This window comes from Salinibacter sp. 10B (assembly GCF_002954405.1).
In the GTDB taxonomy this organism is placed as follows: domain Bacteria; phylum Bacteroidota; class Rhodothermia; order Rhodothermales; family Salinibacteraceae; genus Salinibacter.
On the sequence record NZ_MQWC01000004.1, the window covers coordinates 249365 to 264340 of the forward strand.

At 60.8% G+C, this 14976-nt stretch carries 9 protein-coding genes; 5 read left to right on the forward strand and 4 right to left on the reverse strand.

Annotated elements, in window-relative coordinates; translation table 11 throughout:
- Positions 1-56 precede the first annotated feature (56 nt).
- Positions 57-2222: a 3-hydroxyacyl-CoA dehydrogenase NAD-binding domain-containing protein gene (locus BSZ35_RS01380; protein ID WP_105013674.1), complete on the reverse strand. Its 2166-nt coding sequence runs from the start codon at positions 2220-2222 to the stop codon at positions 57-59.
- 37 nt (positions 2223-2259) lie between these two features.
- Complete coding sequence (locus BSZ35_RS01385; protein ID WP_105010774.1) at positions 2260-3558, reverse strand: thiolase family protein; 1299 nt, start codon at positions 3556-3558, stop codon at positions 2260-2262.
- Positions 3559-3932: 374 nt separating this feature from the next.
- On the opposite strand from BSZ35_RS01385, the gene rlmB reads away from it, so the two are divergent.
- Complete coding sequence (gene rlmB / locus BSZ35_RS01390; RefSeq protein ID WP_105010775.1) at positions 3933-4739, forward strand: 23S rRNA (guanosine(2251)-2'-O)-methyltransferase RlmB; 807 nt, start codon at positions 3933-3935, stop codon at positions 4737-4739.
- A gap of 15 nt (positions 4740-4754) precedes the next feature.
- Here the strand turns inward: rlmB and BSZ35_RS01395 are convergent, their stop codons facing one another.
- Complete coding sequence (locus tag BSZ35_RS01395) at positions 4755-6167, reverse strand: alkaline phosphatase (RefSeq protein WP_105010776.1); 1413 nt, start codon at positions 6165-6167, stop codon at positions 4755-4757.
- 577 nt (positions 6168-6744) lie between these two features.
- Between BSZ35_RS01395 and BSZ35_RS01400 the strand changes: the two genes are divergently transcribed.
- The 4 genes from BSZ35_RS01400 (at position 6745) to BSZ35_RS01415 (ending at position 13078) form a co-directional block, all read left to right on the forward strand.
- Positions 6745-7572, forward strand: a complete 828-nt coding sequence (locus BSZ35_RS01400) for a hypothetical protein (protein WP_258096024.1) — start codon at positions 6745-6747, stop codon at positions 7570-7572.
- A 116-nt stretch (positions 7573-7688) separates the two neighbouring features.
- Entirely contained in the window at positions 7689-9311 is a 1623-nt protein-coding gene (locus BSZ35_RS01405; RefSeq protein WP_258096025.1) for a M1 family metallopeptidase, read from the forward strand.
- 170 nt (positions 9312-9481) lie between these two features.
- Positions 9482-10795 (forward strand): argininosuccinate lyase, encoded by a 1314-nt coding sequence (gene argH, locus BSZ35_RS01410; protein ID WP_105010778.1) that lies wholly within the window; start codon positions 9482-9484, stop codon positions 10793-10795.
- Between the two features lie 678 nt (positions 10796-11473).
- Positions 11474-13078, forward strand: a complete 1605-nt coding sequence (locus tag BSZ35_RS01415) for a TolC family protein (protein ID WP_146109966.1) — start codon at positions 11474-11476, stop codon at positions 13076-13078.
- A 14-nt stretch (positions 13079-13092) separates the two neighbouring features.
- Here BSZ35_RS01415 and glgB read toward each other — a convergent pair whose 3' ends face one another.
- Entirely contained in the window at positions 13093-14964 is a 1872-nt protein-coding gene (glgB, locus tag BSZ35_RS01420) for a 1,4-alpha-glucan branching protein GlgB (protein ID WP_105010780.1), read from the reverse strand.
- Between the last annotated feature and the right edge of the window lie 12 nt (positions 14965-14976).

Sequence of the window (14976 nt, forward strand, 5' to 3'; positions counted from 1 at the left end):
GGGGGAGTCAGTGCAACAATGCAGAGAGAGGAAACAGGGGGAAATGTACCCCCCTATCAGGAGGCCTCGTGGAATTGTGTGCCGTTCTCCTCGTGTTCTACAATTTGGTCTGCGGGAGCAAATCGAGAGCCGTACTGGTAGGCGAGGTCGCGCATCCGGCGCGCAACGGCGGCCGGACCGTTCTGGTCGAGGTAGCGAAACGGGCCCCCCAGATACGGGGGGAATCCGAGCCCGAAGACCGCCCCCACGTCGCCATCTCGGGGAGAATGAAGAATGCCGTCCTGCAGACAGCGCACCGCTTCGTTCACCATCATGAGGGCCAGTCGATCCTGGACGATTTCCTTCGGGGGAGTCGTTCGGCTGGTCTGGCCCAGATTTCGATAAATGTCCTCGTTGAAATCTTTCCGATCCTTGCCGGTCCCGTTTTCGGCGGGCCCGTAGTGGTAGAAGCCGATATTTGTTTTTTGGCCGAGCAGGTTCACATCGGCCAGGCGCTGTGCCGAGTCGCTGATGTCGACGTCATCGAGTGGAAAATGGGGCGCCATCACCTCCGTGATTTTGCCTGCCACATCCATCCCGACGAAGTCCAACAACTCAAACGGCCCCATCGGAAAGCCGTAGTCCGTCATCATTCGGTCTACGGTGGGCACGTCGGCCCCCTCCTCGAGCAGCAGCAGTGCTTCGTTGAGGTAGAGCGAAAGAATACGAGTGGTGTAAAAGCCGGGGCCGTCGTCCACAACAATGACCGTCTTGCCCTGCGTGAGAGCAAGGTCATAGGCCGTCGCCAAGGTGTCGTCGGCGGTGTGCTCGGTGGTGACGAGCTCGACAAGGGGCACGTCGCCCACCGGGGAGAAATAATGCATTCCGATGAGGCGGTCCGGAGCCTCGATCCCGTCCGCGATCTTCGTGATGGGAATGGAAGAGGTGTTGGTGGCAAGAATGGCCTCGTCCGACACTTTGTCCTCAATTGCGGAGAGGACCTCTTGCTTCAGCTCCAACGATTCGGGCACTGCCTCTATGACGACATCGCAGTGGTCCATGCGGTGGTACGTGTCGGTTGGAACCACTCGCTCAGCAACCCGGTCCCGCTCAAACTGATTGACGATGCCTTTTTCCTTCTTTCGGTTCATGGCTGCCCAGACCTGTTTTTTTCCTCGGGCGGCCCGGTCAAGGCTTTGGTCTTTCAGGACGACATCGATGCCATTTGCTGCTGTCACCTCGACGATGCCGCCTCCCATCTGCCCAGCCCCGAGAATGCCGACGGTGCGCACCGGCCGGGCCAAGGAGGCATGCGGGTTGTCTTTGCCTTCCTGACGACCAAAGAACAATTGGACGAGTGCGTTCGATTCGTCGGTGGAGGCCAGCTCCCCGAAGTGACGCATTTCGGCGTCGAGTCCCCACTCCAGCCCTCGCTCCATGCCGGTCTGAACGGCATCTACGATGCGGGGCGGGGCCGGATAGTGGCCGTTGGTTCGGGATTCGGCGCGACGGCGGGCCTGCCGGTACACAAGGCGGCGACTGAGGAAGTTGCTTTCGAGCAACTGTTCTGTAAACGACGGGGGAGAGCGGTCGATGGACACGTTGCCGTTTGCAATTTGCCGCACGGCGCGCTTCCCCGCTTCGTAGAGGCCCGGGGGGTGAATAAGGGCGTCCACGAGGCCGATGTTCAGCGCCTTACGCGGATAGGTATTTTTCCCTGTGAGCATCAGGGTGAGCGCCTGCTGGAGCCCAATGAGTCGCGGGAGGTACTGCGTGCCCCCGCCCCCGGGCAGAAGGCCCAGGTTGACCTCCGGAAGGGCGAGTTTGGTGTCGTTGTGGGTGGAGGCAAGGCGGTAGTCGCAGCCGAGGGTCAGTTCCAGACCGCCGCCCATGCAGGCCCCTTCGATGGCGGCGACGGTTGGCATGTTCAAGTTCTGCACGCGCCAATGGAGGCGATGGGCGCGTCGGCTGACCCTTCTCACCGCCGCGGTGCTGTCAAGCCGTTGAAGCATATGAAGGTCTGCCCCGACGATAAACGACGCGTCTTTGGCACTGATGAAGACGACGCCCGCCAGGGAGGGGATCTGTTCCAGACGGCCCAGAACTTCCGAGAAGCCGTCGAGCGTTTTGCGGGAGATGGTGTTCACGGCGGCCGAGGGGTCGTCGATCCAGACCGTCGCTACACCGCTGTCGTCTACCTCCAGGCGAAGCAGATCGGTGTTCAAATTAATCGAGTGGCTCATGGGCGCCATCGAAAAGAGGAGGAGCGAGAAGGTGCGCTTAGGAGAGACGTTCAATAAGCATCGCGTGGCCCTGCCCGCCGGCCGCGCAGGCAGCCACGAGTGCCCACCGGCCGCCTTCCACTCGGAGGCGGTGGACGGCGGTGGTTACGAGCCGGGTGCCGGTGGCTCCGAACGGGTGGCCGAGGGAGAGAGAGCCTCCCCAGGCATTGAGGCGATCTAGGTCGACGGTCCCGACGGCGGAGGACCGGTTGAGGTGCTCCTCGGCGAAGGTGTCGGATTGCAGCGCTTCCAGCACGGCCAGCACTTGTCCCGCAAACGCCTCGTGGAGCTCGATCACGTCAATGTCGTCGAGGCGGAGGCCGGCGGCCGTCAGTACCTGCGGTATTGCGTAGGCAGGACCGAGGAGAAGCTCTGTTCCGGGGTCCTGCGCAACGTAGGTATAGTCGCGCAGGGCAGCCCGAGGGGTGAGCCCATCGGCTTCCGCAGCGTCCGCGGAGGCGAGGAGTGTGGCCGAGGCACCATCCGTCAGAGCGGAGGAGTTGCCCGCCGTGACGGTGCCGAAGGGTTTGATAAAGGCGGGCGGGAGCTGCCGAAGCTGATCCAAGGAGGTGTCGTCACGGATTACATTATCCGTCGTGATGGGATCAAAGTCCGGCGGCACCGCGGCGGGATACAGCTCGGGATCAAGCAGGCCCTCGTCTCGCGCCTGCGCGGCTAAGCGATGGGACCGGAGGGCGTACTCGTCCTGTTCGCGGCGGGTGATGTCAAAGGCCGCAGCCAGCCGGTCGGCACTTTCGCCCATGACTTCGCCGGTCGAGAACTCTTCGATAGACGGCGACTCGGGGATGATGTCCTTCGGGTCAAGCCCTTCCAGCAACTCCCAATAGTCCTGGGCGCCTTCAGCGTGGCGGGCCTCGAAGAGCCGTTTTCGCAGAGGCCGTGCCACCCGGATCGGGGGGTCGCTCAGGGTTTCGGTGCCTCCGGCAATGATGCGGTCGGCAAGCCCGGCTCGAATCAGATCCACACTGCTGGTGAGGGCCTGATTGCTCGAGATGCAAGCCATCGTCACCGTGAAGGCAGGCACCTCGTTCGGGATCCCAGCCGCCAGGGCCGCCTCACGGGCCACGTTGCTCGTTTGTACGTCCTGGATGACGGTGCCCATCACCACCCGATCGAGATGGTCGGGGGGGAGCCCCGTTCGGGTGAGGAGGCCGCGCAGAACCATACGCCCCATGTCGTAGGACATCAGGTCGACGTATCCGGAGCCAGATTGCTGGAAGGGAATCCGGCAGCCGTCGATCAGGACTGCTGTGTGTTTATGCGTATCGGTACTCATCGGAAGGGACAGAAGGAAAGACGTGCGGCTGAGGATCCGCCTTCACAGTGATAGAGTAGGGTTTAGGTCTCCTAGGGTCAACCTATTGGGGCTGGGAGAATGCCTCAGCGGACGGCTTCACGGACTGTGAACATGGGAGCAGTGTTCTGAGACGCTTCTCGAAAGGTACGAAGCTTCAGGACGGACACCGCGGACACCTGCTGCGGGGCATTGAAGAGGGAGGGGAGGAGAGGCAGCCGTTCCTCGCTTGCGGACCGAGGGCTACCAGTGACGCATCCGACCTTCACGTGGATGGTCCCAGATTGCTGAACTTGTGCTCCAGAGGGAAGTAGCTTAAAGACGTTACGAGAGTTTCAGAGTCAAACAGATCTATTGTGGAGTCCCTATCGGAAGATGACACGGCTGCCGTCATTGGGCGGCAGCCCGTCCTCGAAGCCCTTCAGCGCGAAGACGTCGGCATTGAAAAAGTGATGCTTCGGCAGGGGGCGAGCGGCAGTCGGATTGGAGAAATCCGAGCCCTTGCTCAAAAGCGCCGCGCGCCCGTACAGTACGTACCGGAGGCACGGCTGCGGCACGAATCGGATGGTGCCGAGCACCAGGGCGTGGTTGCGATTACGGCGCCGTTCCGCTACCGGGAGGTGGACGATATGCTTTCAGAGATCGCCCCCTCCTGGGCGGACGTGAAGGCCCAGACGCCGCTCCTCCTTGCCATCGACCGCGTGACGGATCCCCGCAACTTTGGGGCCATTCTCCGCAGCGCGGTGGCGGCGGGGACCGACGGTGTGATTGTGCCAACGCGCGAGATGGCGCCCCTCAACGCCGCTGCGATCAAGGCCAGTGCGGGTACGGCCCCCCGCATTCCTGTAGCGCGCACCGACGACCTACCCCGCGTTCTCACCCAGGTCAAGGAGCGAGGCTATTGGGTTGTGGGAGCCGAGGGCACCGCGGAGACCACACTCTGGGACGCGGAGTGGGACCGCCCGATCGTGGTTGTGATGGGGAGTGAGGGCGAAGGCCTAGCGCCGGACGTAGCAGAGGCCTGCGACGATCTCGTCTCTATTCCGATGCGCGGCCCCGTGGAGTCTCTCAACGTATCCGTGGCAGCGGGCCTGCTTCTCTTTGCCGCCGCCCGTCCCCGAACCGAGTCTGGGAGTGCCCTTTCGGAGGAGACGGGCGGATGAGGGTCGCAAGAAGCGCTACTCACTGGCCTCCGTCGTACGCAGTGCCTCTGTAACCGACGTGAGGTTGAGGTCAAGAAGATCGGCCAGGGCCTCGCTTACATACGTGTTGTCGTGGTTGCCGACGAAGCGGTTTGCCCCCGGTCCGTACGCGTACAAGCTGACGTCCACGGCGGTATGGGCATGGCTCGTCCAGCCGACCAGGGCCTCTCGGTTCACGATCGGAGAGACGGCTTTGCCGAGCGTGTACTTTCCTTCTACGTCCACGAGGCGGTCGAGGCGCTCGTCCGACAGGTCCGACACCCCAGTAAGCCGCGTCAACGTGTCGGCGATCCGTTGCCGCACCGTGGTCGGATCGGCGTTGGAGGAGCGGTGGGCGCGAATGCTATCGGCAATGGCGGCGCTGGAGGCCGTCACGTCGGCAAGGGCGTCCGGATGCCAGGAATAGATGCCCTCTCCGTTTCGATTTCGGCCCAACGTGAGCCCCCCAGTCTCGTGATCAGACACGATGACCACGAGCGTATTCTCGTCGCGATGGGCGGCGTCGAGGGCAACATTGACGGCCTCATTGAAAGCGAAGATGTCGTGGAGATGGGCAGCGGCATCATTGGCGTGGCCCGCATGGTCGATGCGACTGCCCTCCACCATCAGAAAGTAGCCCTCCCGAGTGTCGGACAGAGCGTCGATGGCCGTTTCCGTCATGGTCGCCAGGCTCGGCTGCTGCGTCTGGTCGCGGTCGATCTCATAGGCCATGTGCCCGTCGCTGAAGAGCCCGAGGAGAGGGGCCGTGTTCGTTTGGCTGAGCTCATTGGCGGTTTCGACGATCTGGTACCCCTTTCGACGGGCGGTCTCAAAGAGGTTCCGCTCGTCGTTGCGGGCACTGTTCGCCATTGTTTCCGGAAGGAAGTGGCGTCGTCCGCCGCCGAGAAGGACGTCGATCTCTTTATTGAGCTGCTGCCGTGCGATTTCGTTTTCCTGGTCACGGTCCGGCACATGGGAAGAGAAGACGGCCGGCGTTGCGTGGGTGATTCGGCTCGTCGCCACAAGGCCCGTGGCCAATCCCTGGCGCTGGGCCCCTTCAAGCAGCGTGCCCACCGGCCGCTTCGTCGTATCCACTGCAATCGCTCCGTTGTAGGTTTTTACGCCGGTGGCAAGGGCCGTGCCGCCGGCTGCCGAGTCGGTAATGCGGCTCTTTGCGGAGAAGGTGCGACTGCTTCCGACGTGGAGGCTGTCGTAGGGGAGCTCCGTGGTGCCGTCGCGCCACCGCAAGAAATCGCGGGCCATCGTGACGCTCGCTGGACCGAAGCCGTCGGGAATCATCAGGATGACGTTGGTTGGTCCGTCTTCAGCGGGTGCGTTCGGCGCACGCTGAGCATGAAGGGGGCCGGCGAGGGTGAATAGAAGAGAGAGGGCAAGGAGCAAGCGGGTCATCAAAAGGGGGGGTTGCGATGCAGGAGACTGGACGCTACCATCCTTTCGGAATTGGATGGCGATGGGGCAGTTCCGTGGGCGCCCGAAGGCTGGAACGGAGAAAACAGAATCCTAAAGGTCCAGCTTCGCAGGAGCGCTTCAGGGGGCGAAAAAGAGGGCGATACTGTCGAGCACGTGAGGTTCCGCGCCGCAGAAATGAGCAGAAGGAGATCGGTCTCCGCGTGTGCGGAGGTACACTGCTCCAAATTGTCACCATTGCGGTCCGTTGGGCGAAATGCCCTCAGTTCGACCGGAACGAATGACACTCTGTCGCGGGGGGGGGATACATATCGTGCATAGATTCGCAAGGGAAAAGGAAAAATCCAAATTCCAGCAGACGTCCAGGTGCCCCTGTTCGTCTATGCTTGTTGCGCGTCCCTCAACGGCGAAGCGGACTCACACAACCAGAATACCAGTACACGTTCGTTTCCGATTGACACCCCCACCTGTGCTCCCTACTTTGCCGATACTGTTATATGCAGACCGTCGTGCGTCTGCATTCTGCTCATCCGCTTGCCCACGAATACCTTTGTTTGCCATGGTTCGATCCTCAATCTCTCGCGTCCTCCAAGGGCCTCTCGCTCTTGTTCTTGCGCTGCTTTTTGTACTCGCCGGGTGTGGAGGCGGAAGTGGCGGAGGGGAAGGGGCCGGCGTCCAGATTGAGAAGGGCGAGCGTTCCCCTTCCATCAATGGGGCCGCCGCACTGATCACCGCTCCTGCTGATAGTGCTGTTCTCGATAGCCCGAACGTGTCGACCGTCGTGGAGGCTGAGAATTTTGAGACTGGGATTCAGACGGATACGAAGCGTGCCGGTCAGATTGCCAATTCGAGCAATGGGCAGCACTTCCACCTCATCCTCGACAACGGACCATACATGGCCAACTATGAGGCCGGGGAATCCTTTGACTTGGGGAACTTGGAGCCGGGGGCCCACACGCTCTTTGCCTTCCCGAGCCGCTCCTACCACGAGAGCGTGAAGAGTGACACCAGCTACGACTACATCAACTTCTATGTTGGAGAGGAGTCCGGCGAGTTTATGCTGAACCTCGACGACCCTGCGATCATCTACAGCCGTCCAAAGGGCACCTACAGTGGCGCCGGGGCCGAACGCATCATGCTGGACTTTTACCTCCACAACGTGGAGCTCAGCAGTGACGGGTACAAGGCCCGCTACACAATTCGGGATGGAAATGGCAACGAGGTGGCCTCAACCACACTGTCGGAATGGGCACCTGCCTTCGTCACGGGCCTCTCTTCGGGTACCTACGAGGTGAACCTGCAGCTCCTCGACGGGGAGGGCAACGTTGTGCCTGGGCCCACGAACGACACGACCCGAGAGATTGAGGTGAAGACCGGCGGGGCGTAACTGGCCGTCGTCGAGGGAACGTTGGAGGGGATCTGCCGGTCGGGGGAGGCGTCCACTTGTGCATCTGAACCGGACTTTACGCAGTGATGAGATTTCTCCCACACTCTTGGCCAGCGGTGCTTCTCGGACTTGTCGGGAGCCTTCTGGTGGGGGCTGGGGCGTCCTGTGCCCAGCCCACGCCTGGCCCGGCTGCACGCCCCCAGCCGGGCATAGACGTGCAAGACTACGACTTCGACCTGACACTGGCTGACACGACCGATCGGATTGAGGGAACGGCTACGGTCCGACTCAACGTTACGACGGATACCCTTTCCGCCATCCGTCTCGACCTTGTCGGCCCCCCAGAGGCTTCGGACGATCCTGGCATGCGGGTCACGGCGGTGCTTGCGGACGGAGATTCGGTGTCCTACACGCACGCGAACGATATTCTGCGTATTACGCCGAGTGGGCTTGCCGATAATCAAACCCGTACCCTTCGGATCCATTATGCCGGCGTGCCCGCCGATGGGCTTATTATTGGTACGAATCGGCACGGGGACCGGACGTTCTTTGGCGACAATTGGCCGAACCGCGCGCGCCACTGGCTCCCCGTCGTGGATCACCTCGCCGATAAGGCGACCGTTGAGTTTGAAGTCACGGCGCCGGCGAAGTACGACGTGGTGAGCAACGGAGCCCTGGTCCACGACTCCACGAGTGGGGATAATCGCGTCACCCACTGGCGTTCGGATGTCCCGCTGCCGCCGAAGGTGATGATTATTGGCGTTGCCGACTTCGTTGTAGACACGGTGGCCACCGTTGATGGGGTGCCGGTGCAAAGTTGGGTGTACCCGGAGGATCAGGGGCCGGGCTTTCAGGATCTCGGACAGGCGCCCCCGATTGTTCGCTTCTTTGAAGAGAAGCTTGGGCCGTATCCCTACGAGAAGCTCGCCAATGTGCAGTCGGCCACGCGGTACGGCGGAATGGAAAATGCCGCCGCCATTTTTTACAGCGAGCAGTCGGTCGCAGATGGAAAGGATGATACGCCTCTTCTGGCCCACGAGATAGCGCATCAGTGGTACGGCAATACGGTGACGGAGGCAGACTGGCCGCACCTCTGGCTCAGCGAGGGCTTTGCGACGTATCTTACGGGGCTTTATCTGGAGCACGCCCGGGGCGCGGACGCCTTCACGCAGTACATGACCAAGGCACGTGCACGGGTGGTCCAGTTTCACGAGCAGAGGCCGGACGCGCCGCTCGTCGATACTACGTACAGCGATCCCAACGAGCTGCTGAATACCAATCCCTACCAGAAAGGAGCCTGGGTCCTACACATGCTCCGACACAAGGTGGGTGTGGATACGTTTTGGGCGGGCCTGCAGACCTATTATGACCGTTTTCGCAATCAGAACGCGAGCACACGAGACTTTCGGGCGGTCATGGAAGATGTGTCGGACCAAGATCTGAAGGCTTTCTTTGATCAATGGACGCGCCGTGCGGGGCACCCGGTCATTGACGGGACGTGGCGATATGACGCCCCGGCCGGGGAGTGTGTCCTGTCACTCCGGCAGACGCAGGACGAGGCGCCGTTTCACGTGCCGGTGGACGTTCAGGTGTCGGCACAGACGACCCGTACCACCACCGTCTCCCTAAACAGGCGGGAGACGACCACACGGGTCGACTGTCCGGAAGCACCGTCGTCCGTGGCGCTCGATCCCGACACGCGACTGCTGGCGGAATTGTCGATTTCGCAGGCTGAGTGAGTGTTGCTGGGAGAGGGAGGCGGGAGCACAACTCGTGCTGCATGATTGTAGACCGTGATCGGTCGAGGGACGTCCCTCCCTGGGTTCAATCCGGTATTCTCTCTACAACCGGGAACTGATTATCGGGGCGGCCGAATGCCCTCATCTCCACACGCACAACCGTAGACCACATGAGCACCCCAATCTGGCATAAGGACGGTACCACGGCCGACGACTGGGTAACCCGTTTCACCGTGGGCGACGATTATGAGTGGGACCGGCTGTTGCTGCCCTACGACGTGAAGGCAACCCGGGCACACGCCTGGGGACTTCGGCAAATCGAGGTGCTGACGGAAGCGGAGTGGCAGGAGGCACAGAGCGCCCTCGATGCTTTGCTGGCGGCCTTTGAGGCCGGAGAGGTGACCGTTACGCCCGAAGATGAGGACAGCCATACGGTCATCGAGCGGTTTTTGACCGAGGAGGTGGATGAAGTGGGACGCAAGGTCCATACGGGCCGCTCCCGAAACGATCAGGTGCTGGCAGCCCTGCGTCTTTATTTCCAAGACGCTCTCGCCCGGATTGGACGAGAGACGGCTGCTCTTAGCGATGCCCTCTGCTCGCTCGCTGATCGACATGAAGACGTGCTGCTGCCCGGGTATACTCATCTGCAACGGGCAATGCCGTCTACGGTGGCGCTCTGGGCCCTCGGGTACGCCGAAACGCTGGCCGATGACCTGGACGCCGTGAAACACGTCCGCCGGAAAGTCAACGTATCGCCGCTGGGCAGTGCGGCGGGGTATGGCGTGCCGGTGCTGGACCTGCCACGGGAGGCGGTGGCCGACCGCCTGGGATTTCGCGGCGTGCAGACTCACGCTCCCGCCGTCCAACTGGCCCGAGGGAAGCACGAACTTGCTGTAGCGCATGCCTGCACGCAGGTGGGGGCCACGTGCAACCGGCTGGCGTCCGACCTCATTCTGTATACAACCGCCGAATTTGACTTTGTGGAGTTGCCCCCGGAGCACTGTACGGGCAGCAGCATCATGCCCCAGAAGCAGAATCCGGATGTGCTGGAACTGGCTCGGGCGTACCACCACCGCCTGACGGCCGAGATGCAGTCCCTTGCCACGGGCCCCTCGAATCTGCCGGGAGGGTACCATCGAGATCTCCAGCACACAAAGGGGGCTGTGATGCGCAGTCTTCAGATTACGAGCGATGTACTCACGGCCCTGCGGGAGATCGTAGAGGGCGTTACGTTCAAGACCGAACGGACCGAAGCCGCCTGCACGCCCGAACTCCTGGCCACATACCGGGCCCTTAAGCGCGTGGAGGCGGGGATCCCGTTTCGCACTGCCTACCGTGAGGCCGCAAAAGAGGAAGAATCGACGTCCCTAACTCCGGACCAGATTCTTGGGACGTACGTGACGGATGGCAGTCCCGGACACGAGCGTCCAGAGCTCGTCCGCAAGCGGCTTGCAACGCACACCGACTGGATTGGAAGCCCGTGATTCATATTCTGAGCTCGACTTTGGCCATTTGACTTCGACCAATCCTCGTTTCTAGAAGATGGAGGCCGGTAGGCGTAGTATTTATTTGATGTCGGGGGCAAACCGCGACATGGAAATAATCAAAAAGTGCCTCAATCCGCTGGAATAGGCAGTTTTTCGGTCATTCGAAAGCGCCAAAGTCGAGCTGAGAGCTCGTGTTGGAATATGGAAGAGGGGCTGGTTTGGAAGGGAGCGCGGTCTTTGAAGGGCATCCTGACACCTCCGCTAGGAATTGCGGATACGTGTGATCGGATATTTAAACCGATCTACTGGACAACGTACCGGTGTGACTATTTCGCTGAAGCCAAAAGGGGAGGCCCTCCGGATCCTTATCCGAGGAAGACTGCGTCCCTAGAGACTGTTTTGGTTTCAACGGTGGCAGTTTATGCAGAGCGCGACGACTGCAGATTGTCGCGATCCGACGGGGAGGTCCTCCAATCCCCGCGAAATTTCTCGTCGATTCTCAACCCGCTCAAAAATCAAAACAGTCTCCTAGAACTGAAATAATTTATTCAATTAGAGTTCACCCCCTACAGCCCGGGTTCTTCCTCGCGAACGCGAAGCAGTCTTGACATTCGAGCCCGGAGGGTGTTCACTAAGGTGAAGCAAAAAGTTCATTTTCACGATCCGTATCGCGCCGTGATCTTCAGTCCTACTGCCGTCCGGCTATTTCCATTTCGCCTCCCGCTGGCAGGACTCCTGATAGCCCTTAGCGTTTGGGGCGTAGGAGGAGCGCCGAAAGCGGTTGCACAGTCGGAGGAGAAGGTGGTTGATTTAACCCTGGACTCGGCCGTTCGGTTGGCGCTGTCCAACAGCTACCGCGTACGGCAACTCCGCATGAGCGTCAAGCAGAGCCAGAGCTGGCTGCAGGCCCGTCAAGCCCGGCTTCGGTCCAGCGCAGACCTTGAACTCAGCACCCCCGAGATCCGGTCGGTCTCGACTCGCCAGTGGAATTCGGACCAGGGCCGGTACGAAATCGTGCGGGAGGACAGTCGCCGATGGGACATGAATTTTTCGGTCCAGCAGCCCGTCATTCTGTTTGGCTATCCAACGAATGGCTACCTCTCCCTCAACAACAGCATGTACCGGTTGCAGCAGTTTACCAGTGAGGGGGGGAATTTGCAGTACTACAATCGGTACTACGTTGAGTTGTCGCAGCCCTTTTTTCAGCCGAATGAGTTGAAGAACAATCTGGAAGAGGCCGAAATCAATCTCCAGCAGGAGAGACTGGACTTCCAGGACAATGTGGTCGACATCATCGACGACATCTCGGATGACTACTTCGAACTGTTTGAGTTGGCGTACGAGCGGGTTATTCAGCGTCGGCGGACCTCGGATCTTGAAACGGCCGTCCGGATTGCGGAGGAGGGGCCCCGTACCGGGATTGACTCGGTGGCATCCCAGCGCCTGAAGGTGGAGTTAGGCAATGCCCGGGAGCGGGTCAATCAACTGGAGAGCGAGTTTCGGCTTCAGTCGTCTCAGATGAAGCAGCAGCTCCGGTTGTCCGGAACCGATTCGCTTCACGTAGATCCGGAGCTCGACGTCAAGCCGGTGAATGTAGGGGTCGATCAAGCGGTGGAATACGGATACTCGCTCCGACCCCGGCTGCGTCGACTCAAGTTGAACCGTCGCGAAAACGAGCTTGCGCTTGCCAACACGAGGGGATGGAATTCTTTCCGGGCGGAGTTGGAAGCGACGTATGGGCTCGAGATGCGGAATCGGAGCGTCGGGGCGCTCTGGAATCAGCCCGAAAATAGCTACTCAGTAGGGGTCAACATTTCGATTCCCATTTGGGATTGGGGGCGGCGGGAGTCTCAGATCCAGGCGCGGCAGATTGGTCTCAAGAAGGCGCGACTTCGGATTGAAGAGGCGCGACGCGACATCCGCAACAACATTTCCAACGCGGTGCGGAGCCTCAACGAATATCAGGATCGGGCACTGACGATGCAGCAGAATCTTTCGATGGCGGCCAACGTCAGCGAGACGAGCCTCAAGCGCTTTCAGTCTGGTGAAATCTCGGCCCTGGAGCTGATTCAGACGCTTAACAGCCAGACCGACACCGCCCAGAATTTGCTCGATGCCTACCTCGGCTACGAGCAGGCCCTGTTGGACCTGCTTGAATACACCTACTACGACTTTGAGAGTAAGGAGCCCATTTTCCGACGCTTCGACCTGGGCCGCTACGGGCCGTCGCCCGAAACGGTGAAAGACGCCTTGCAGCAGGCCGAAGCGGCCGCGGAGTAGGAGAGTGCACGGCGTCAGTCCGTCTGCGGCTCCAGGACGAGAGCCCCGAGCGGAGGGAGGGTCAGCTCCAGGGAGTGGGGCTGGCCGTGCTGTTCGAGATCCTCGGTATGGACGACGCCGTCGTTACCGACGTTGCTTCCCGCGTAGGCCTGGCTATCGCTGTTCAGTCGTTCCTGCCACGCGCCGGGAGTCGGCACCCCGATGCGGTAGTTCTCGCGGACGATGGGGGTTGCGTTCAGAATAAAGATGAGGGACTGTCCGCCTCCGATGCGCCGGTAGGTGAGCACGCTGTTTTCCCGATCGTCGTAAGAGATCCACTCGAAGCCGTCGTCCGCATCGTTCCAGAGCGCCGGATGACTGGTGTAGAGGTCGTTCAGATCACTCAGCCACTGCATGATGCCCTGGTGCAGGTCGTGGTCGGTAAGTTCCCATTCGAGCTCCTGGTCGTGATTCCATTCATGGTGTTGACCAAACTCGGCCCCCATGAAGAGGAGCTTTTTGCCGGGATGACCGAACTGGTGGGCGTAGAGTAGTCGCAGATTTGCCGCTTTCTGCCAGTTGTCGCCCGGCATTTTCCCCCAGAGTGAATTTTTTCCGTGAACGACTTCGTCGTGGGAAAGGGGAAGCGCGTACTGCTCAGAGAAGGCCCAGCTAAGGGTCCAGGTCAGGTCGCCATGGTGGTACTTCCGATGCACGGGTTCCTTGCTCACGTATTCGAGCGTATCGTGCATCCAGCCCATATTCCACTTGTAGAGGAAGCCGAGGCCCCCGTGCTCGGTCGGGGTCGTGACGCCGGGCCAGGCGGTGGACTCTTCTGCCAACATGAGGGCTTCGGGATATTCCTCATAGACATGTTCATTGGTATCCTGGAGTAGACTGATGGCCTCCAGGTTTTCGCGTCCCCCATGCTCATTCGGCGACCAGTCGCCTTCTCGGGAGTAGTCGCGGTACAGCATGGACGCGACGGCATCCACGCGAAGCCCATCCACGTGGTATTTGTCCATCCAGAAGAGGGCGTTGGAGATGAGAAAGTTGCGTACCCCATTTTTGCCGAAGTCAAACACCCGGGTGCCCCAGTCCGGGTGATGGCGCATGAGGGGATCCTCGTATTCGAAGAGGTGAGACCCGTCGAAGTAGGTGAGACCCTGAGGGTCGGTGGCAAAGTGGCCGGGAACCCAGTCCATGATGACCCCGATGTCCCGTTGGTGCAGATAGTCGATGAGGTACATCAGGTCCTGCGGAGAACCGTAGCGGAAGGTGGGGGCGTAGTAGCCCAGAATCTGGTATCCCCACGAGCCATAGTACGGATGCTCGGCAAGGGGGAGAAACTCGACGTGGGTGAAACCGAGATTTTCGACGTGGTCGGCGAGGGGCTCGGCAATCTCTCGGTAACTGAGGGATTCTCCGTGGGTTTTGTGACGCCAGGAGCCGAGGTGCACCTCATAGATGGAGAGCGGCTCCTGCAGGCCGCTAGGGCCGTGCCGCGTATTCATCCACTCCCGGTCGTGCCAGTCGTAGGCGTCCAGGTCGCGGATGATGGCAGACAGCCCTTCGTACGTATTTTGGGCCGGAGCCTCCATTTGGAAGGCGTAGGGATCGGTTCGGTCGAACCACTCCCCGTTGGCCTTGAGGTGGTATTTGTATTTCTGGCCGGGCTTGGCCCCGCGCACGTATCCTTCCCACAGGCCTCCCTCCCGGCGGTCGAGCACCGCTTCACCATTGGTCCAGTTATTGAAGTCCCCCATCACCTCCACCCGTTCAGCGTTAGGGGCCCAGACAGCAAACCAGGTGCCCTGTTGGTTTGGATGAGCGCCCAAGCGCTCGTAGCTGTGGGTGTGTGTGCCTTCCTTCCAGTAGTAAATGTCGTCGTCCGAGAGGTGCGGCATAGGGGAACAGCC